The following is a 19,787-nucleotide window of genomic DNA, read 5'->3' as shown; positions in this document are numbered from 1 at the left end:
AGGCCACCTGGGCTCAGATCCGGGTCAGGGCCCAGAAACCCACGGCGTAGCAGGCCAGCGCGAGGATCAGGAGCGGCACCGCCACCTTGGCCGGAGGCCCCGGACGGCGTCGCCGCCGTGTCGCCCGGTGCTGCCGACGCCCCTGGGCGGAAGGGGGCCCCTGCGGGGTCTGAGCGGTGTACGAGGCGGTGGGCACGTCGGCGTCCTGCCGCGCAAGGGGCGGGGGCAGGGCCTGTTCGGGGAACGGGGGCGGGGTCGGGTACGAGGTCTGGTGCTGCGGTCCGCTCTCCGGAAAGGCCGTTGGCTGTCCGTACGGCTGTGGCCCGGGCGCCGGCTGGTAGGCGACGGCCGCCTGCGGGGGCGGCAGACGGAAACTTCCGGTCTCCGACATGGCGGCCGGCCGAGCGGGCCCGGTGGACGACGCCGACGGCGTGCCGTCAGGGACGGGCAGAGTCCTCCCGGAAGCGGATGGGGACGTTCTGTCCGGGCCTGGCGGCGGGCTCCCGCCCGGGGTGGACGGCGTACGGTCGTGGGCCGGTGGGGTTCCGCCCGGGGTGGACGGTGTTCGGTCCGGGGACCACGTTCCGTCCGGGCTGGACGGCGCATCTCCTGGAAACGACGGCGTATCTCCTGGGAGCGACGGCGTGCCCGCCCCCGGAAACGGCGGCGTGCCACCCGGGATCGCCGGTGTCCGGTACGGGATCGCCGGTGTCCGGTACGGGTGCGGCGGCGTACCGTCCGGGACCGGCGGCGTACCGTCCGGGACCGGCGGTGGCCGCCACGGTGTCGACGGTGTACCGTCGGCCGCCGCTCCGGGGCCGGACGACTGTCGCGGGTCCGACGCCGCGTCGTTCACCCCCGACGCCCGTTCCAGTGGCCCGTCGGGACCGAACCCGGAGGGCAACGGGCCGACTTGGTCGAAAATCTCGATCAGCTCGTCGTCGGGCCCGGGCTCCGGCAGCAGCTCCGCCGCCGCGGCCAGCGCCTTGCGCGCCCCCGTGGCGGTACGGAACCTCGCCGACGGATCCGGCTGCACCAGCGTCGCCACGACCTGCCACAGCGCCTCGGGGACCCCCCGCGGCGCGGGCGGCGTCCCGTGCTCGGCGAAGTGCTGCACCAGCGCCTTGGTGTCCGGCTTGGCACCCTCCAGCAGATACAGCGCGACCAGACCCACCGCGAACAGGTCCGCGGGGAAGTCCGGCTCCGCCCCCATCATCTGCTCCGGCGCGAGATAACCCGGCGTCCCCACCACGAGGTTGGTCTCCGTCAGCCGGGGCTCGCCCAGCCGCATCGCGATGCCGAAGTCGGACAGCCGCAGCCGGGGCCGGCCCGTCCCGGTCGCTTCGAGCAGCAGGTTGGCGGGCTTGACGTCACGGTGCACGACGTCCTCCGCGTGCACCGCGGCAAGGCCCGCCAGAAGCTGGTCGAGGAGCGTGCAGACGAACGCCGGCGGCAGGGGACCGTAGTCCCCCACCAGGTGGACGAGCGAACCGCCCGTGACCAGATCCATGGTGAACAGGACCTTGTCGTCGTCCGCTGCCCAGCTCGCGGGCGCGAGCACATGGGGATGATCGATCCGCATCGCCTGTTCACGCACGAACCGCAGCAGCGAGTGCGCGTCCCGCTGCTGGAGCACCTTGGCGGCCACATACCGCCGACGGCGGTGGTCCCAAGCCCGCCAGACGGCACCGGCCCCGCCGCGGCCGACCGGATCGACCAGCTCGTACCGTCCGGCGAAGACCTCACCCATGACTGTGTGTCGCCCCTCCCCTCGCGCCACTGCGGGACCGACCGCCGAACCCCCTTCCGGCGACCGGCCCCGGGATCAGTTCTGGTGGGACTGGTAGTGCGCCACCGCGTCCGAGGTACGGCCAGCGCCGTACACCCGCAGGAACTCCGCCAGCTCCGGGTGGGAAGGGGACAGCGCGTCCGCCGCGTCGATGATGTCCCCCGCAGCGGCCACCGAACGCAGCAGCGACTGGATCTCGCGGACCACCCGCTTGACCGTGGGCGCCCCCGAACTACTCGTGGTCGTCGTCGTGTTGCTGAGCACCGAGCCCCCCTGCGACTTCTTGATCTCGTCCATGCGCTCCGTCGCCTCGGCCGCGCTCACGCTGCCGTCCGCGACCTGCCCCGCCAGGTCCTGCAGCAGCTGCACCCGCTGGACCACCGCGGGATTGCCGATCTTCGCCCGCTGACCGCTCATCAGCTGGGACAGCATCGGCGCGGACAGGCCCAGCACCCCCGCGAGACGCGCCTGGTTGAGACCAAGATCGTCGATAAGCTTGCGGAAGAGCGCCCCCAGCGGCTCCCCGTACCAGTTCCGCTGCAGTTCCCGCGCTCTCGCGGTGGCTTCCTGCTGTGCGGCGTCCATTGCGTCTCCCCATCGCTTCCCCAAAAACCGCAGTTCGCTCCAGCGAACCACGCCGAGCATCTTACGGAGCGTGGTGTTTTCCCGGGACCCCCAATCATTTGTGAGATACGGGGGGCTACCCGGTACTCTTGTCTGCGGCACCCGTCGGGACGCAATGATCCGGCCGGACGCCTCTTCCGGGGCCTTAGCTCAGTTGGTAGAGCGCTGTCTTTGCATGGCAGATGTCAGGGGTTCGACTCCCCTAGGCTCCACCGCAGGTCAGACGCCCTCCGGGACAGTTCCCGGAGGGCGTCTGCGCGTTCTGGCAGGGCTCCGGGCACGACGCCTGGCCCTGCGGATGCGCCCGGCCGGCCTCCCTGCGGCGTCGAGCAGCCGGAGCGACGCTCAAGGTCATCGGGCCGGACCGGTCGTCACCACGTGCCGTGAAGCAACCGGCCGCCACCCACAGGCCGACCCCGGGAGTGACCGGAAACACCCGGGTAGGCCACCTCGGGCGACACCTGCCGACCTGACCGGCAACCGCCGTACCGAAGAAGGAAGTTGGACCGGCCGCGCCCCTGAACTGCGCCCCCGGACCACTGGACCGGAGAAACCGTGCCCCCGCGGCGCACGCCGACTCCCCAGGGCCCCGCCGAGCACCGGGCGGCGCTGTCTGCTCTTGATATCGTCACCCCACAGGGCACCAGCGCCACACCCCTGCGGGGCGGTGCCACGTGGCACATCGCCGTCGCAGCCGACCGGCCGCTGCCGACGAGGTGGAAGGGGTAGACCATGCGGGCGAAGGTACGGGCCGCTCTCGACGCGATCTATATGAAGCGCCTGGTCAAGCAACTGGAGGGACGCCAGCGCCCCCAGCACATCGGCATCATGCTCGACGGCAACCGCCGGTGGGCCAAGATGTCGGGCATCGACGACCCCCGAGAGGGCTACCGGGCCGGCGGAGCGAAGGTGCAGGACTTCCTGCGCTGGTGCGACTCCGCGCAGATCGAGCACGTCACCCTGTTCATGCTCTCCGACGACAACCTCCGACGGCCCGAGGAGCAGCTGAACCCGCTCATCGACATCATCGCCGAGGTCGTCGAACAACTGGCCGCACCCGGCAACCCCTGGCCCGTCGAAGCGGTCGGCGCCCTGGACCTGCTGCCCGCCGAATCCGCGAGCCGCCTCAAGACCGCCACCGCCGCCACCCAAGGCCGCCAAGGCGGCACCAAGGTCGACGTCGCCGTGGGATACGGAGGCCGACGGGAGATCGTCGACGCCGTCCGGTCCGCCCTGACCGAGCACAGCTCCCAGGGCGGGGACATCGACGAATTCATCGAGACCTTCACCATGGAGCACATCTCCAAGCACCTGTACTCCAAGACACGGTCCGAATCCGACCTCATCATCCGCACCTCCGGCGAGCAACGCCTCTCCGGATTCCTGCTCTGGCAGTCCGCCTACGCCGAGGTCCACTTCTGCGAGACCTACTGGCCGGACTTCCGCGAGATCGACTTCCTGCGCGCCCTGCGCTCCTACTCCCTGCGTGACCGCCGCTACGGCCGCTGAGCAGCGTTTCACGTGAAACATCACCGCGGGACGGAAGGCCCTGAAGCCTTCCGCCCCGCAGCAAGGTGAAATCCGTCCGGCCAGGTCAGCGAGGCTCGTCGCCCTCCGCCGCCTCCTCCTGCGCCTGCTTGGCCTGCACCTCGGGATCGAGAAGCGCACCACCGGTGCCGTCCACCGACGTCAGCCGCCCCGACTCGGCAACCTCCGTCGCCTCCGGCGGCTCCACCAGCCAGTCCGGGTTCGCCTGCTTGTCCCACCACTTCCAGGCGGCGAAGGCACCGCCCGCGACGACACCCGCCACCGCCAGCACCCTGGCGATCCGCCCGGCCCTCGCCCGACGCCGATGCCTGCGCGTCAGCCTCTGGATCTCCTTGGCCGTCACCTGACCCCGCAGCGCCGCCAACGCGGCAGCACCCCGGGCAGCGGCCTCGTCCCTGACAGGTCCGGCCGCGGCCACCGCCTGCTCGATCCTCGGCCGGGAGTAGTCCGCCGCCTGCCGGGCGGCCAGACGCGTACGGACGGCGGCCTCCTGCGCGGCCGCGTCCATCTTCGGCGGCACATGCGTGCGGGCCTGCTCCAGCCGCGGCGCGACATGCGCACCGTACTGATAACGGGCCTGACATGCGGCCTGCGACACCTTCGGCGCCAGCCGTACGCGCGCCTCCTGTGCGTAGTGAGCGGCCCTGTCCTTGGCCGTGTCGGCGTAGGGCGCCACCACTTCCGCGGCGTGCAGCACGCTGTCCTTCGCCGAACCGGTCGCGGCGCGCACGCTGTCGATGCGGGTCACGGGTTCCTCCTCCTCGGTGGCGTACGGTAATTCGACTTTCCACCCTTTTACGGATCATGCCTGCGGACGCACTGCCAGGCATGCGAGGGCAGGCATCCGGGTCACGGACGGTGCCTTCGAGCCCTCTGGGACTTCTGGGACACATGGTGACGAAGCTGCGCACAAAAGCTGATCAACACCAATAACGAATGAATACCGGGCAACGAGAGCCTGCCGACGACAATGCCACGGAACGGCGCGCCGCGCTCGTGACCCGGCGGTATGAGCGACACACGCGCACGCGACCGTGCGAGGATCGGTGCGCACAACAGGACGACGGAAGGCACACCGTGGCCGAGCAGCTCTACGCCACCCTGAAGACCAGCCAAGGGGACATCGAGATCCGGCTGCTGCCGAACCACGCCCCCAAGACGGTCAGGAACTTCGTCGACCTCGCCCAGGGCCGGCGGGAGTGGACCCACCCCGCCACCGGCGAGAAGTCAACGACCAGGTTCTACGACGGCACGGTCTTCCACCGCGTCCTCAGCGGCTTCATGATCCAAGGCGGCGACCCGCTGGGCAACGGCACCGGCGACCCCGGCTACCAGTTCGAGGACGAGTTCCACCCCGACCTCGCCTTCGACAAGCCCTACCTGCTGGCCATGGCCAACGCCGGCCCCGCCACCAACGGCTCGCAGTTCTTCATCACCGTCTCCCCGACGACATGGCTGAACCGCAAACACACCATCTTCGGCGAAGTGACCGACGCGACCAGCCAGAAGGTCGTCGACACCATCGCCGCCACCCAGACCAACCCCCGCACCGAGCGACCCGTCACCGACATCGTCATCGAGTCGGTCGTCGTCGAGACCCGCGAGGACTGACCTCCCCGCCCACAGGGCAGGAACCAAACGCCCCGCTCATCCGTAAAGATGAGCGGGGCGGTGCATGTGCGCACACCGCCCGCAGGACGACCGAGGGGACGCCATGGAACACGCGGCAGCCGGCTCACCGGACGCCCAGAACCCGCCCGGCTGCTACCGCCACCCCGACCGGGAGACCGGCATCCGCTGCACCCGCTGCGAACGCCCCATCTGCCCCGACTGCATGGTCAACGCCTCCGTCGGCTTCCACTGCCCCGACTGCGCCACCGGCCGCACCGGCACCGGACCCGCCCCCGCCGCCTCCCGGCCCCGCACCCTCGCCGGCGGCACCATCGCCGCCGACCCCCACCTCCTCACCAAGATCCTCATCGGGATCAACGCGGCCGTCTTCATCGCCGTACACACCCTGTCGGCGTCGTTCCTCGGCGACATGGTGCTGATCGGACGCTGGCCCCCCGCCCCCTGGGCCCCGACCGAAGGCGTCGCGGAGGGCGAGTGGTACCGCCTGGTGACCACGATGTTCACCCACGAGGAGATCTGGCACATCGGCTTCAACATGCTCAGCCTCTGGTTCCTCGGCGGCCCCCTGGAAGCAGCCCTCGGCAGAGCCCGCTACCTCACGCTCTACCTCGTCTCCGGCCTGGCCGGCAGCGCCCTCACCTACCTGCTGGCCTCACCCACCACGGCCACCCTCGGCGCCTCCGGCGCGGTCTTCGGCCTCTTCGGCGCCACCGCGGCCCTCGTCCGCCGCCTCAACGCCGACATGCGGCCGGTCGTCATCCTGCTCGTGATCAACCTGGTCTTCACGTTCAGCCCGGGCTTCAACATCGCCTGGCAGGCCCACATCGGCGGCCTCGTCGCCGGCGCCGCGATCGGCTACGCCATGCTCCACGCCCCGCGTGAGCGGCGGACGCTCGTGCAGTACGGCACCTGCGCGCTGGTCCTCGTGGCCGTCGTCGGACTGACCCTGTTGAGGACCGCCCAGCTCACCTGAGCGCGCGTTGTCCACAGTCGGTGGCCGATCTTGTGCACAGCGTGCGGGAACAAGCGTGCCCCCTGTCACTGACCCGTGTTTCCGCAGGTCAAACAGGGGGCGAACGAGCTTTCGAGTGCCGGTACTTCCGTCACACCGGTGTCAACGGACGGCGGGTTATCCACAGATCGTCTTTCTTTTCCCCACCATGTGGATGGCGCCTGTGGATAACCCAGTGGATAGCCCTGGGGAGAGCTACCGCGGAGTTACCGCGGCGCTACTTCCACTGCGTCGAGACACCGAATCCCGCGGCGATGAAGCCGAAGCCCACCACGATGTTCCAGTTGCCCAGCGCGTCGATCGGCAGTGAACCGTCGGTGACATAGAAGAGGACGATCCAGGCGAGACCGAGGACGAACATGGCCAGCATGACGGGCGCCACCCAGCTGCGGCTGGTCAGCTTGATGCTGGTCGCCTGCTTCGACGGCGGCGGCGTGTAGTCGGCCTTCTTGCGGATACGTGACTTCGGCACGAGGGTCTCTCCTGTCGATGCGCTGCGTGGCCGCGCAGGGAACGGGGTCGGGGACTTGGAGCGCTCCCCCGGGCGTCCGTTAGCGTAGTGCTTCCGTGGCGCCGAAGGAGATAAGGGTACGTTGAGCAATTCTGCCGACTCTCCCGGGACGGGATCCAGCCCTGTCCGCAGGCGCCGTTTCCGGCCCGTGCGGGTTCTCACGGCAGCCGTCTTCGCCCTCGCGGGGCTCATTTTCTTCACCAGCTTCAATACCGCCAAGGGCACCAATATCCGCACCGACGCCTCTTTGCTCAAGTTGTCCGATCTCATCCATGAGCGCAGCCGGGAGAACGGTGAGCTGGAGGAATCCAACGCGGCTCTCCGGGACGACGTCGACGCACTCGCCGAGCGCGACGACGGCAGTACGAAGGCGGAGGACGACAAACTCGCGGAGCTGGAGAAGAAGGCGGGCACGCGGAAACTGAAGGGCGAGTCGATCTCGGTCACACTCGACGACGCCCCGCCGGACGCCACCGCCAAGCTGCCCGGCTATCCGGAACCCGAGCCCGACTACCTGGTGATCCACCAGCAGGACCTCCAGGCGGTCGTGAACGCCCTGTGGCAGGGCGGTGCCGAGGGCATCCAGGTCATGGACCAGCGGCTGATCTCCACCAGCGCGGTGCGCTGTGTGGGCAACACGCTGATCCTTCAGGGCCGGGTCTACTCACCGCCGTACAAGATCCAGGCGGTCGGTGATCCGGAGCGGCTGAAGGAGGCGCTGGCGGCGTCGCCGGCGATCCAGAACTACATGGTGTACGTCAACGTGTACGGGCTGGGCTGGAAGGTCGAGGACGAGGGGCGGGTGACGCTGCCGGGCTACTCGGGCACGGCTGACCTTCACTATGCCCAGCCTGTGGATTGACGCCGTTCCAGGGGGCCCCGCGCCGTTAGTCTGGTGCCGTACGGCGTGAGCCTTGCGCCGTGGTGCGACGGAAGGGACGGCATGTACGGCTGGATCTGGCGGCATCTGCCGGGGAACGCGTGGGTGAAGGCGCTGCTCTCACTCGTGCTGGCGGTGGCCGTGGTCTACGTCCTCTTCCAGTACGTCTTCCCGTGGGCCGAACCGCTGCTTCCCTTCAACGATGTGACGGTGGACAACCAGTGAGTGCGCGCATCCTCGTCGTCGACAACTACGACAGCTTCGTCTTCAACCTGGTGCAGTACCTCTACCAGCTGGGCGCCGAGTGCGAGGTGCTGCGCAACGACGAGGTGTCGACGGCGCACGCCCAGGACGGTTTCGACGGTGTGCTGCTGTCGCCGGGCCCGGGCACGCCGGAGCAGGCGGGCGTGTGCGTCGAGATGGTGCGGCACTGCGCGGCGACCGGGGTGCCGGTCTTCGGTGTCTGCCTGGGCATGCAGTCGATGCAGGTGGCGTACGGCGGTGTGGTCGACCGGGCGCCGGAGCTGCTGCACGGCAAGACCTCGCCGGTCGAGCACGTGGGCCGGGGCGTCTTCGCTGGGCTGCCCTCTCCGTTCACGGCGACGCGGTACCACTCGCTGGCGGCGGAGCCGGCCACGGTGCCGGCGGAGCTGGAGGTGACGGCCCGGACGCCGGACGGGATCGTGATGGGGCTGCGCCACCGGGAACTTCCGGTCGAGGGCGTGCAGTTCCATCCGGAGTCGGTGCTGACCGAGCACGGGCACCGGATGCTGGCCAACTGGCTGGTGGAGTGCGGCGACCAGGACGCGGTGGCGAGGTCGGCGGGGCTCGCCCCGGTGGTGGGCAGGGCCACGGCGTGACCGCGCTGCGTCCCGAGCGCGAATCCGGCGCGGCCGGTGACCAGGGATCCTCGTACGGGCAGCCGTACGGGGATTCCGGTGCGTTCGGGGACGGTTGGAACGAGGACTTCCGTCCCGGCGGGGCGTATCGGCCGGTCGTCGACGACGAGACGGTGGCGTTGCGGATTCCGGAGCCGCCGCTGGAGCGGAGGGCTGCCCCCTCTCCTGCGTCCGCCACCTCTCCTGCCTCCGCCACCTCTCCTGCGGTCGGTCCCGCGGGCGGCGGGCGCGCGGCGCGCCGGAAGGCCGCGAAACGGCGTCACGGGCGCCGTGGGGCTTCCCGGGAGCCGTCGGCGGTATCGGAGTCGGAGGAGGCGCCGAGAGCGCCTCTGTCGCGCGTTGAGGCGCGTCGGCAGGCCCGTGCGCGCAAGCCGGGCCCGGCCGTGATCGCGAGCCGGGCGATCGGTGAGCTCTTCATCACGTCCGGTGTGCTGATGCTGCTGTTCGTCACGTACCAGTTGTGGTGGACGAACGTACGGGCGCAGGCGCAGGCGGACAAGGCGGCGAGCAGCCTCCAGGAGGACTGGGCGAGCGGCAAGCGGAATCCGGGGGCCTTCGAGCCGGGGCAGGGGTTCGCGCTGCTGCACATTCCCAAGCTGGACGTGGTGGTGCCGATCGCGGAGGGCATCGACAGCAAGAAGGTGCTGGACCGCGGCATGGTCGGACACTACGCGGAGGGCGCGCTGAAGACGGCGATGCCGGAGGCGGAGACGGGCAACTTCGGGCTGGCGGGGCATCGCAACACGCACGGTGAGCCGTTCCGGTACATCAACAAGCTGAGCCCGGGCGATCCGATCGTCGTGGAGACGCAGGACGAGTACTTCGTCTACAAGATGGCGTCGATCCTGCCGGTGACGTCGCCGAGCAATGTGAGTGTCCTCGACCCGGTGCCGAAGCAGTCGGGTTTCAAGGAAGCGGGCCGCTACATCACCCTCACCACCTGCACGCCGGAGTTCACGAGCAAGTACCGGATGATCGTCTGGGGCAAGATGGTCGAGGAACGGCCGCGCAGCAAGGGCAAGCCGGATGCGCTCGTCAGTTAAGGGCGGATGACCAGTGGCAGCGACCACCGACACGGAGCACGAAGAGCAGTCCGGCGTGGCCGGCCGGCCCAGGCCCGCGGCACGCCGCGGCGGTCGGGGGCCTGGGCGGTTCCTCGCGCGGGCCGTCAGCGTCTTCGGCGAGCTCCTGATCACCGCGGGCCTGGTGCTGGGCCTGTTCGTCGTCTACTCGCTGTGGTGGACGAACGTGGTCGCCGACCGAGCGGCGGGCGAACAGGCCGACAAGGTCCGCGACAACTGGGCCCAGGACAGGGTCGGTACGGACGGTCCGGGGGCGCTGGACACGAAGGCGGGTATCGGCTTCCTGCATGTGCCGGCGATGGGGAACGGCGACATCCTGGTGGAGAAGGGCACGTCGATGAAGGTCCTCAACGACGGCGTGGCCGGCTACTACACCGACCCGGTCGAGTCGGCGCTGCCGACGTCGGGCAAGAAGGGCAACTTCTCGCTGGCGGCCCACCGGGACGGGCACGGGGCGAAGTTCCACAACATCGACAAGATCGAGGAAGGGGACCCGATCGTCTTCGAGACGAAGGACACGTGGTACGTCTACAAGACGTACGCGGTCCTTCCCGAGACGTCGAAGTACAACGTCAGGGTCCTCGACCCGGTCCCCAAGGAGTCCGGCAGGAAGAAGGCCGGCCACTACATCACGCTGACGACCTGCACGCCGGTGTACACGAGCCGGTACCGGTACGTGGTGTGGGGGGAGCTGGTGCGTACGGAGAAGGTGGACGGGGAGCGGACTCCGCCGAAGGAGCTGCGCTGACCGACCTTCTTGTGGGAGGCCAGTCGCCTAACATGACGGAGGTCCGAAGCCGCAACTTCGTCTTGCGGCTTCGGACCCCTTTGTTCACCCCGCTACAGGACAGTCAGTGGTGCACCGGCGCTCCATTCCTCCAGGAGTCCGCGGTGTACGGCGGTGATGCCGCTCTCGGCGGCGATGTTCTGGGCGTCACGGGTGAAGGGACACGTCGCCACGAACAGGGCCACCTCGCAGCTGTGCAGGACCTTCGCTCCGACGAACTTCTGGATCTCGGGGCTGGTGATGGAGAGGTGGGGCGCGAACCTCTTGCACTGGACGACGAGAGTCCGTCCGTCGGCTGTGAGCGCGGTGATGTCGATGCCTCGGTCCCTGCTGCCGCCGCGCACGATGACCTCGGTGCAGCCGTCACGGCGGAGCAGCGTGGCCACGTGCTCTTCGAACTCACGGCCGTTCATGGCGTCCATGGAGGCCATGACGCCGGCGAGGGGGCGGTCCTGCCGAGGGGCTTCCAGCCTCTGGAGCCGGGCGTGGTGTTGCCGGAGCCGCATCTCGATGCGCTGGACGCCTGTCCGGAGGGCGACGAGTTCTCGTTGGTGATCGCTCGATGTTTCGATCAGGGCGTTGAACATCGGCACGACGGTCCTGCCGAGGATGTGGGTGATGCGCTCGTCGATGCGGGCGTCGAGGGCGGCGGTTGCGGGAGCGGGGTCTTCCACAGGCTGTGTGCGCGCCAGGTACTCCGTGTCGAGCAGGTACGTGCGTACCTGGCAGGCGGTTTGGCTGTCGCGCAGGAGCATGGCGATGTTGAGTACGGCTCGCCTGGAGTAGACGGTGAGGCTTCGGCGGGCCTGTGGATAACTGAGCAGTGAGAGTGACATGTTGTCACTCTCGAATTGCCGCAGGTCAGCGCCTCGGAGCACGGTCATTCCGTTGGCTTCGAGTTCTTCACGGTGGCGCTTGGCCAGCTGGCGGACGGCTTCGACGGTGACCTCGAAGTACGCGGCCACCATCGCCGTCGTCACGTGCATGCCGTCCGGCAGCAGTGACAGTGCTTTCACCTTGTCGAGTGCATCCGTGCGTGCGAGGACGCTGCCGCGTAGGGCCGGTGATTCCAGTAGGACGGTCTCGCTGATCATGATTCGCTCCGCGGGGTGAGTTGCGTGGTCACCCTGAGTAAACGAGTCATGACATACGAAGACACGATCGATTCACGGCTGGGCACACGACAGAGCCCCGGTCCCTCCGCTGAGGGGCCGGGGCTCTGGCCGTTCGGGGTTCCGTCGGTGGGTCAGTCGTCGTCGCCGCCGCGGAGGCCGCCGATGAAGCCGCCGCCGTTGTTCCCGCCGCCGTTGCCGTTGCCGTTGCCGCCCATGGTGGTGAGGGTGATCTGGGTGGCGGCCGGGTCGTCGACCTCGGTGCCGGGCTGCGGGTCCATGGCGATCACCGTCGCGTTGTCGTCACCCGGGGCGTTGGGAGCGACCTGGACGTTGGTGAAGCCGCTCTGCTGCAGGGTCTGCCGTGCCTGCGCGAGGGACTGGGTGCGGACCTCCGGCACCTTCGTCTTCGCCGTGACCTTGCCGATGGCGATCGTCACCTGCGAGCCCTTGTCGACCTGCTGGCCGGACTGCGGTGTGGTGGAGATGACCTTGCCGGCCTGGTTCGGGTCGGTCGTGGGCTGCTCCGTGCAGGTGGCGACCAGGTTGCTGTTCTCCATCTGGGACGTCGCTTCTTCACAGGTCCGGCCGAGCACGTCGGGCACCGTGGCCTTCTCCTCGGCCTTGGCGACCTCCAGGGTCACCGTGGAGCCCTTCTCCAGCTCGTTGCCCGGGTCGGGGTTCTGGCTGAGGACGGTGCCCTCATCCTGGGAGGACTCGGTCTGCTTGGTCTCGACCTCGAAGCCCTTGTCCTTGAGCTGCTGGGTGGCCTCGTCGACGTTCTTGTCGATGACGTTCGGCACGGCGACCTTCGGGGCGCCGGTCGAGACGACCAGGTTGACGGTGGACTTCTTGTCGACCTCGGTGCCCTGCTTGGGGTCCTGGGAGCAGATGCTGCCCTTCTTCTGGTCCTCGCAGGGCTTCTGCGTGAAGGCCAGTTCCAGGTCGGCGTTGGTCGCCAGTTGCCTGGCGTCGTCCTGGGTCTTGCCGACGAAGGCGGGCACCGGGACCTTGTTGTTGTCCGGCCCTCCTCCGTTGCTGAAGGCGTACTTGCCGATGAGGATGGCGCCGACGAGGACGAGGATGCCGGCCAGGACCAGGAAGATCGTGGAGGCGTTCGACTTGCGTGGCTGCTGGCGGCGCCGGTCGGGGCGGTCGTCGTAGGCGTAGCCGCCGTCGTCCGGGTTCATGGGCGGCAGCATCGTCGTGGCGCCCGCGCCGGCGTCCGAGCGCAGGGCGGTGGTCGGCTGGTCGTCGGGGTAGGCGCCGTAGCCGCCGGCGGTCATGGCGCCGAGCGCGGCGGTGGCGCCGACGGGCTGGCCGTCGAGGCAGGCCTCGATGTCGGCGCGCATCTCGTCGGCCGACTGGTAGCGGTAGTCGGGGTCCTTGACCAGGGCCTTCAGCACGATCGCGTCCATCTCGGGCGTGATCTCGGGGTCGAAGACGCTGGGCGCCTGCGGTTCCTCGCGGACGTGCTGGTAGGCGACGGCGACCGGGGAGTCGCCGACGAAGGGCGGGCGTACGGTCAGCAGCTCGTAGAGGAGGCAGCCGGTGGAGTACAGGTCGGAGCGGGCGTCGACCTGCTCGCCCTTGGCCTGCTCCGGGGAGAGGTACTGGGCGGTGCCGATGACCGCGGCGGTCTGCGTCATGGTCATGCCGGAGTCGCCCATGGCGCGGGCGATGCCGAAGTCCATGACCTTGACCTGGCCGCCGCGCGTCAGCATGACGTTCGCGGGCTTGATGTCGCGGTGGACGATGCCGGCGCGGTGGGAGTACTCCAGGGCCTGGAGGATGCCGATGGTCATCTCCAGGGTCCGCTCCGGCAGCAGCTTGCGGCCGGAGTGGAGCAGCTCACGGAGTGTGGAGCCGTCGACGTACTCCATGACGATGTACGGGATCGACACGTTGTCGATGTAGTCCTCGCCCGTGTCGTACACCGCCACGATCGCGGGGTGGTTGAGCGAGGCGGCCGACTGGGCCTCCCGGCGGAAGCGGGCCTGGAAGGACGGGTCGCGCGCGAGGTCCGCGCGCAGTGTCTTCACCGCTACCTGGCGTCCGAGCCGGGTGTCATGAGCGTGGTAAACCTCCGCCATGCCACCACGGCCGAGCACTGGGCCCAGCTCGTACCGGCCGCCGAGGCGACGCGGCTCTTCCATGGTTACCTACCAGCCCTCTCCGTCGGTCCCGACCGGCATGCTTGTACGGTCGGAGGCTGCCGTCCGGCCTACCGTACCCGGCTCGCTCCGGGTGACCTGGCCAAGCCCGATACCCGATACACGACCGGTATCGCAACGTGCGCCTATGTGAAGGGGACGTGACCGGAGTCACGCCCTGTACAGCCCGTGGTTACTTCTTGCTCTCCAGAACGGCCTCCATGACGTTCTTCGCGATCGGCGCCGCGAGTCCGCCGCCGGAGATGTCGTCACGGACGGCGTTCTCGTCCTCGATCACCACGGCCACGGCGACGGGCGAGCTGCCGTCGTCGCCCTTGGCGTACGAGATGAACCAGGCGTAGGGGTTCTCGCTGTTGTCGACGCCGTGCTGTGCGGTGCCGGTCTTGCCGCCCACGGTGACGCCGTCGATCCGTGCGTTGGTTCCGGTGCCGTCCTTGACGACGGTCTCCATCATGTCCTGGAGGATCTGGGCGTTGTCCGCGGAGAGCGGCTTGCTCATCTCCTCGGGGTCCGTCTTCTCGATGGTGTCGAGGCCGGGGTCCTGGAGTTCGTCGACCATGTACGGCTTCATCAGGGTGCCGTTGTTGGCGATGGCGGAGGTGACCATGGCCATCTGCAGGGGGGTGGCGGCGGTGTTGTACTGGCCGATGGCGGAGAGCGCGGTCTGCGACTTGTTCATGTCGTCGGAGAAGACCGAGGCGCTGGAGCGGACGGGGACGAACTGCTCCTCGGTGAAGCCGAACTTCTTGGCGGTCTCGAGCATCTTGTCGTTGCCGAGGTCGGATCCGATCTTGCCGAAGACGGTGTTGCAGGACACGCGGAGTGCTTCGCGGAGGGTGGCGTTCTCGCAGGGGAGGTCGCCCTCGTTGGGCAGCTCGGTGGTGGTGCCGGGCATCGTCCAGGGCAGGGGGGAGTCGGTCTTCTCGTCCGCCGAGTCGTACTTTCCGTGTTCCAGGGCGGCTGCGGCGGTGAGCACCTTGAAGGTGGAGCCGGGCGGGTAGACCTCGCGCAGGGCGCGGTTGAGCATCGGGTCGTCGGGGTCGTTCTTCTTCTGGAGCCTGTTCCAGGCCTCGCCGTCCGCGGTGCTGCCGCCGGCGATCGTCGTGGGGTCGTACGACGGGTAGGAGGCCATCGAGAGGATCTTGCCCGTGGAGGGTTCGAGCGCGACGACGGCTCCCTTGGCGCCCTGCTTCTTCAGGCCGTCGTAGGCGGCCTTCTGGGCGGCGCCGTTGAGGGTGGTGACGACGTTGCCGCCCTCGCGCTTCTTGCCGGTGATCATGTCGAGGGTGTTGCGGAAGAAGAGCCGGTCGTCGTTGCCGGTGAGGATGCCGTCGTGGATGGCTTCGAGCTGGGTGGCGCCGTAGGCCTGGGAGACGTAGCCGGTCACCGGCGCCCACATGGCGCCGTTCTTGTAGGTGCGCTTGTACTTGAAGTCGCCGTCGGTGGTGGCGTGGCCGGTGATGGCCTGGCCGTCGACGATGATGTCGCCGCGCGGGCTGGCGTACCGCTCGATGGCGACGCGGCGGTTGTGTTCGTCCTCCTTGAGCTCGTCCGCCTGGACGTACTGGAGCCAGTTGTCGCGGATGAGCAGGGTGAGGACCAGGAGGCCGCAGAAGATCGCGATGCGGCGCAGTGGCTTGTTCACGGTCGGACCACCTGGGTCATCTCGGCGTCGGGGCTGGCGGGGGCCGCGGGTGCGGGGCGGCGTGCCGTGTCGCTGATGCGCAGGAGGATGCCGATCAGGGCCCAGTTGGCGATGACGGAGGAGCCGCCGTAGGCCAGGAAGGGCATGGTCATGCCGGTGAGGGGGATGAGGCCCATGACGCCGCCGGCGACGACGAAGACCTGGAGGGCGAAGGCGCCGGAGAGGCCGATGGCGAGGAGTTTGCCGAACGGGTCGCGGGCGGCGAGGGCGGTGCGTACGCCGCGTTCCACGATCAGCGCGTAGAGCAGGATGAGGGCCATGAGGCCGGCGAGGCCGAGTTCCTCGCCGAAGGTGGCGAGGATGAAGTCGGAGTTCGAGGCGAAGCGGATGAGGTCGGAGTGGCCCTGGCCCCAGCCGGTGCCGAGGGTGCCGCCGGAGCCGAAGGCCCACAGGGCCTGCATGGCCTGCTCGGAGTGGCCCACGACCTGCTCGCGGGAGAGCATGTACTCCTTCATCGGGTCGAGCCAGGCGTCGACGCGCTGCTGGATGTGGGGTTCGAAGCTGGCCACGCCGACGGCGCCGACGCCGGACATGAGCAGGCCGAAGACGATCCAGCTGGTCCGTTCGGTGGCGACGTACAGCATGATCACGAACATGCCGAAGAAGAGCAGCGAGGTGCCGAGGTCGGTCTCGAAGATGAGGATGAGGATCGAGATCGCCCAGACGACGAGGATCGGGCCGAGGTCGCGGCCGCGGGGCAGGTAGAGGCCCATGAAGCGGCGGCTGGCGAGGGCGAGGGCGTCGCGTTTCACCATGAGGTAGCCGGCGAAGAAGATCGCGAGGACGATCTTGGCGAATTCGCCGGGCTGGATGGAGAAGGAGCCGACCTGGATCCAGATGCGGGCGCCGAAGACGTTCTTGCCGAGGCCCGGTACGAGCGGGAGCAGCAGCAGGACCAGGGCGCCGACCATGGAGATGTAGGTGTAGCGCTGGAGGACGCGGTGGTCCTTCAGGAAGATCATCACGGCGACGAACAGGGCGATGCCCATCGCGGTGTACATCAGCTGGCGGGGTGCGGCGTTGCCGGCCTGGTCGATGCTCTGGAGCAGTTCGGACTGGTCGAGGCGCCAGATGGCGACGAGGCCGAGTCCGTTGAGCAGGGTGGCCAGGGGCAGCATCAGCGGGTCCGCGTACGGGGCGAACTTGCGGACGACGATGTGTCCGACGCCGGCCAGGAGGCCGAGGCCGAGGCCGTAGCTCAGCAGGCCGGCGGGCACCTCGTCGTTGATGGCCAGTCCTACGTTGGCGTAGGCGAAGACCGGGATGACGACGGCGAACACGAGCAGAGCCAGCTCGGTGTTGCGCCGGCTCGGGGCGCCGATGGCGCCGATCGTGGACGTGTGGTGCGTCGGCGAGTTGGAAGTACTGCTCATCGTGTGACGGGGCCTCTCACGGCTTGCCTACTGCTTACCGCACAGCGAGACGACCTTCTGCTCTTCCTCCGAGAGGGTCGGGCCGGGGCCTGGAGTGGGTGCGGTCGTGGACGGGGTCTCGGACGATTCGGGTGCCTTCGGTGATCCCGACGGGTTCGGGGACGGTGAGGCCTTGGACGTGAAGGAGGCGGGAGTGGTTCCCGTGGTGCCTCCGGCCTCGCCCTCGCCCTCGCCCGGCTTCGCGTTCTTCTCGTTCGCGGTCTGCTCGGTCTGGGCGGTGCGCCGGTCGGCCTGCTTCTTGCAGGCGGAGGCCTGGACGGCCAGTTCCTCGATCTTCGCCCGGGCGTCGGCCAGGTCGCTTTCGGGGATGGTGGCCTCGACCAGTTTCTGCTGGTAGGGCGGGAGGTACTTGAGTTCGATCTCGGGGTGGTCCTTCTGGACCTTCGAGAGGGAGACCCAGGCGAGGTCCTGGCTGATGCCCCGGTAGAGCGCGAGGTGGTCGTCCTTGGTGCCGACGTAGTACTGGGTCTGGGTCCAGCGCCAGCCGCCGTACGTGCCGCCGCCGATGACGGCGAGGGCGAGCACGGTGTAGAGGGACCTCTTCAGCCACGTGCGGTTCTTACGGGGTTTGACGAAGTCGTCGGGGCCGTAGTCGTCGAAGTCGCCGGCCGGGATGTAGCCGGTGGTGTCGCCGCTGCCGGGCGGGCCGAACTCGCCGCCCCCGCCGCGCTGTCCGCCCTGGCGGCCGAGGCCGGCGGCGCGGCCGGCCGGGGTCTGCATGATGCCGTTGTCGCCGAACTGGGCCTGGTTCTCGGCGACGGCGCCGACCACGACCGGGGTGTCGGAGAGCTGGCCGGCGAGGGTGTCGCCGGTGTCGAGGTCGAGGACGTCGGCGATGATGACGGTGATGTTGTCGGGGCCGCCGCCGCGCAGGGCGAGCTGGATCAGTTCCTGGACGGTCTCCTGGGGGCCCTGGTAGCTGGCGAGGGTGTCCTCCATCGTCTGGTGGGAGACGACGCCGGAGAGTCCGTCGGAGCAGATGAGGTAGCGGTCGCCGGCCCGGACCTCGCGGATGGACAGGTCGGGTTCGACGTGGTCGCCGCTGCCGAGGGCGCGCATCAGCAGGGAGCGCTGCGGGTGGGTGCCCGCCTCCTCCTCGGTGATGCGTCCCTCGTCGACGAGTCGCTGCACCCAGGTGTGGTCCTGCGTGATCTGGGTGAGGACGCCGTCGCGCAGGAGGTAGGCGCGGGAGTCGCCGACGTGGACGAGACCGAGGCGCTGGCCGGTCCACAGCAGGGCGGTGAGGGTGGTGCCCATGCCTTCGAGGGCGGGGTCCTCCTCGACCATCTGCCGCAGCTGGTCGTTGGCGCGCTGCACGGCGGTGCCGAGGGAGGTGAGGATGTCGGAGCCGGGCACGTCGTCGTCGAGGGCGACGATGGTGGAGATCACCTCGGAGGAGGCGACCTCGCCGGCGGCCTGGCCGCCCATGCCGTCGGCGATGGCGAGCAGGCGGGGACCGGCGTAGCCGGAGTCCTCGTTGCCCTCCCGGATCATGCCCTTGTGCGATCCGGCGGCGAAGCGCAGTGACAGACTCATGCGCACCTCGCCCGTCGGCTCCGCCTGCAGCCGGTCGTGTCGAGCCACACTGCCCACCCTCCGGTCGGGAGCGCGCCGGGGCCCGGCGTGCCGGCCACCGCTGCGTGCTCGCTCCGCTCGCGCTGTTTCATTGGTGTAGCACTACTTCCGCAGCTCGATGACGGTCTTGCCGATGCGGATCGGCGATCCCGGCCCGATCGGTGTGGGGGTCGTCAGCCGGGACCGGTCCAGGTAGGTGCCGTTGGTGGAGCCCAGGTCCTCGACGATCCACTGGCCGTTCTGGTCCGGGTAGATCCTGGCATGGCGGCTGGAGGCGTAGTCGTCGTCCAGCACGATGGTCGAGTCGTGTGCCCGGCCGAGCGTGATGGTCTGGCCCTGGAGGGCAACGGTGGTGCCGGTGAGGGTGCCCTCCGTGACGACCAGTTTGGTGGGCGCGCCGCGGCGGCCCCGGCCGCCGCTCGGCTGCTGGCGCTGCGGTGGAGGCGCCTGGCCCTGGCGCGAGGCCTGCTGCGGTCGGGCGGCGTCGCGCCGCGCTCCGCGCTGGGTGACCCGCGTACCGAACAGGTCGCTGCGGATGACCTGTACGGCCACGATCACGAACAGCCACAGTACGGCGAGAAAACCCAGCCGCATGACCGTGAGGGTCAGCTCTGACATTGCCCCCGGATCACCCTTCGGCTTGCCTATAGAGAATGGTGGTGCTGCCCACGACGATCCGCGAGCCGTCGCGGAGCGTAGCGCGGGTGGTGTGCTGCCCGTCCACCACGATGCCGTTGGTGGATCCGAGATCCTGGATCGTCGAGGGCGTTCCGGTCCGGATCTCGCAGTGCCGGCGGGAGACGCCGGGGTCGTCGATCCGCACGTCGGCCTCGGTGCTGCGTCCGAGGACGAGGGTCGCGCGGGAGATCTGGTGGCGGGTGCCGTTGATCTCGATCCAGTGGCGGGTGCGTCCGCCGGGCGCGGGTGCGGCCGGGGGCTGCTGGCCGCCCGCGGGCTGCGGGTAGCCGTAGCCGCCGGGGCGTCCGCCCGGCGGCGGTGCGGCCGGCATGGGCGGGGCGCCCGC

General features: G+C 69.3%; 18 protein-coding genes, 1 tRNA gene and 1 pseudogene. 9 read left to right on the top strand and 11 right to left on the bottom strand.

Going from position 1 to position 19,787, the window contains the following annotated elements:
- Window positions 1-13 precede the first annotated feature (13 nt).
- Entirely contained in the window at window positions 14-1,750 is a 1,737-nt protein-coding gene (locus ACP4J0_RS17500; RefSeq protein ID WP_426599606.1) for a protein kinase domain-containing protein, read from the bottom strand.
- 75 nt (window positions 1,751-1,825) lie between these two features.
- Complete coding sequence (locus tag ACP4J0_RS17495; RefSeq protein ID WP_426599605.1) at window positions 1,826-2,374, bottom strand: helix-turn-helix domain-containing protein; 549 nt, start codon at window positions 2,372-2,374, stop codon at window positions 1,826-1,828.
- 178 nt (window positions 2,375-2,552) lie between these two features.
- Between ACP4J0_RS17495 and ACP4J0_RS17490 the strand changes: the two genes are divergently transcribed.
- A tRNA-Ala gene (locus ACP4J0_RS17490) sits at window positions 2,553-2,625 on the top strand.
- A gap of 520 nt (window positions 2,626-3,145) precedes the next feature.
- On the top strand, window positions 3,146-3,922 hold the full coding sequence (locus tag ACP4J0_RS17485) for an isoprenyl transferase (RefSeq protein WP_426599604.1): 777 nt from the start codon (window positions 3,146-3,148) through the stop codon (window positions 3,920-3,922).
- 85 nt (window positions 3,923-4,007) lie between these two features.
- Here the strand turns inward: ACP4J0_RS17485 and ACP4J0_RS17480 are convergent, their stop codons facing one another.
- Window positions 4,008-4,709, bottom strand: a complete 702-nt coding sequence (locus ACP4J0_RS17480; protein WP_426599603.1) for a DUF5324 family protein — start codon at window positions 4,707-4,709, stop codon at window positions 4,008-4,010.
- 329 nt (window positions 4,710-5,038) lie between these two features.
- On the opposite strand from ACP4J0_RS17480, the gene ACP4J0_RS17475 reads away from it, so the two are divergent.
- Both ACP4J0_RS17475 and ACP4J0_RS17470 read left to right on the top strand, forming a co-directional pair.
- Window positions 5,039-5,572 carry a peptidylprolyl isomerase gene (locus tag ACP4J0_RS17475; RefSeq protein WP_426599602.1) on the top strand — a complete coding sequence of 178 codons (534 nt, stop codon included), beginning with the start codon at window positions 5,039-5,041 and terminating at the stop codon, window positions 5,570-5,572.
- 103 nt (window positions 5,573-5,675) lie between these two features.
- A complete protein-coding gene (locus tag ACP4J0_RS17470; protein WP_426599601.1) occupies window positions 5,676-6,566 on the top strand; it encodes a rhomboid family intramembrane serine protease in 891 nt (296 codons plus the stop codon).
- Window positions 6,567-6,822: 256 nt separating this feature from the next.
- Here the strand turns inward: ACP4J0_RS17470 and crgA are convergent, their stop codons facing one another.
- Window positions 6,823-7,077 carry a cell division protein CrgA gene (crgA, locus tag ACP4J0_RS17465; RefSeq protein ID WP_426599600.1) on the bottom strand — a complete coding sequence of 85 codons (255 nt, stop codon included), beginning with the start codon at window positions 7,075-7,077 and terminating at the stop codon, window positions 6,823-6,825.
- A 121-nt stretch (window positions 7,078-7,198) separates the two neighbouring features.
- Here crgA and ACP4J0_RS17460 point away from each other — a divergent pair, with 121 nt between their 5' ends.
- From ACP4J0_RS17460 to ACP4J0_RS17440, 5 genes are all read left to right on the top strand, one after another.
- Entirely contained in the window at window positions 7,199-7,978 is a 780-nt protein-coding gene (locus tag ACP4J0_RS17460) for a DUF881 domain-containing protein (RefSeq protein ID WP_426599599.1), read from the top strand.
- A gap of 81 nt (window positions 7,979-8,059) precedes the next feature.
- The gene (locus ACP4J0_RS17455) at window positions 8,060-8,221 is read left to right on the top strand and encodes a hypothetical protein (protein WP_043382636.1); all 162 of its coding nucleotides are present in this window, start codon (window positions 8,060-8,062) and stop codon (window positions 8,219-8,221) included.
- Entirely contained in the window at window positions 8,218-8,856 is a 639-nt protein-coding gene (locus ACP4J0_RS17450; protein WP_426599598.1) for an aminodeoxychorismate/anthranilate synthase component II, read from the top strand. Before ACP4J0_RS17455 ends, ACP4J0_RS17450 begins: the two co-directional genes overlap by 4 nt.
- The gene (locus ACP4J0_RS17445) at window positions 8,853-9,938 is read left to right on the top strand and encodes a class E sortase (protein ID WP_426599597.1); all 1,086 of its coding nucleotides are present in this window, start codon (window positions 8,853-8,855) and stop codon (window positions 9,936-9,938) included. Before ACP4J0_RS17450 ends, ACP4J0_RS17445 begins: the two co-directional genes overlap by 4 nt.
- A gap of 13 nt (window positions 9,939-9,951) precedes the next feature.
- Window positions 9,952-10,725, top strand: a complete 774-nt coding sequence (locus ACP4J0_RS17440) for a class E sortase (protein ID WP_426599596.1) — start codon at window positions 9,952-9,954, stop codon at window positions 10,723-10,725.
- 92 nt (window positions 10,726-10,817) lie between these two features.
- On the opposite strand, the gene ACP4J0_RS17435 is transcribed toward ACP4J0_RS17440, so the two are convergent.
- From ACP4J0_RS17435 to fhaA, 7 genes and pseudogenes are all read right to left on the bottom strand, one after another.
- A complete protein-coding gene (locus tag ACP4J0_RS17435) occupies window positions 10,818-11,858 on the bottom strand; it encodes a restriction endonuclease (protein WP_426599595.1) in 1,041 nt (346 codons plus the stop codon).
- Window positions 11,859-12,010: 152 nt separating this feature from the next.
- A complete protein-coding gene (pknB, locus tag ACP4J0_RS17430; protein WP_426599594.1) occupies window positions 12,011-14,032 on the bottom strand; it encodes a Stk1 family PASTA domain-containing Ser/Thr kinase in 2,022 nt (673 codons plus the stop codon).
- A 190-nt stretch (window positions 14,033-14,222) separates the two neighbouring features.
- Complete coding sequence (locus tag ACP4J0_RS17425; protein ID WP_426599593.1) at window positions 14,223-15,695, bottom strand: peptidoglycan D,D-transpeptidase FtsI family protein; 1,473 nt, start codon at window positions 15,693-15,695, stop codon at window positions 14,223-14,225.
- Complete coding sequence (locus ACP4J0_RS17420) at window positions 15,692-17,128, bottom strand: FtsW/RodA/SpoVE family cell cycle protein (protein WP_426599592.1); 1,437 nt, start codon at window positions 17,126-17,128, stop codon at window positions 15,692-15,694. Before ACP4J0_RS17420 ends, ACP4J0_RS17425 begins: the two co-directional genes overlap by 4 nt.
- A gap of 27 nt (window positions 17,129-17,155) precedes the next feature.
- The gene (locus ACP4J0_RS17415) at window positions 17,156-18,724 is read right to left on the bottom strand and encodes a Stp1/IreP family PP2C-type Ser/Thr phosphatase (RefSeq protein WP_426599591.1); all 1,569 of its coding nucleotides are present in this window, start codon (window positions 18,722-18,724) and stop codon (window positions 17,156-17,158) included.
- A gap of 141 nt (window positions 18,725-18,865) precedes the next feature.
- Window positions 18,866-19,381 carry an antibiotic biosynthesis regulator FhaB gene (gene fhaB / locus ACP4J0_RS17410; protein ID WP_426599590.1) on the bottom strand — a complete coding sequence of 172 codons (516 nt, stop codon included), beginning with the start codon at window positions 19,379-19,381 and terminating at the stop codon, window positions 18,866-18,868.
- 10 nt (window positions 19,382-19,391) lie between these two features.
- Window positions 19,392-19,787 (bottom strand): annotated as a pseudogene (gene fhaA / locus ACP4J0_RS17405) (antibiotic biosynthesis regulator FhaA); the annotation flags it as partial.

Origin of the sequence: Streptomyces sp. WG7 (assembly GCF_049975785.1) — a bacterium.
In the GTDB taxonomy this organism is placed as follows: domain Bacteria; phylum Actinomycetota; class Actinomycetes; order Streptomycetales; family Streptomycetaceae; genus Streptomyces.
This window is presented reverse-complemented; position numbering and strand designations above follow the sequence as displayed.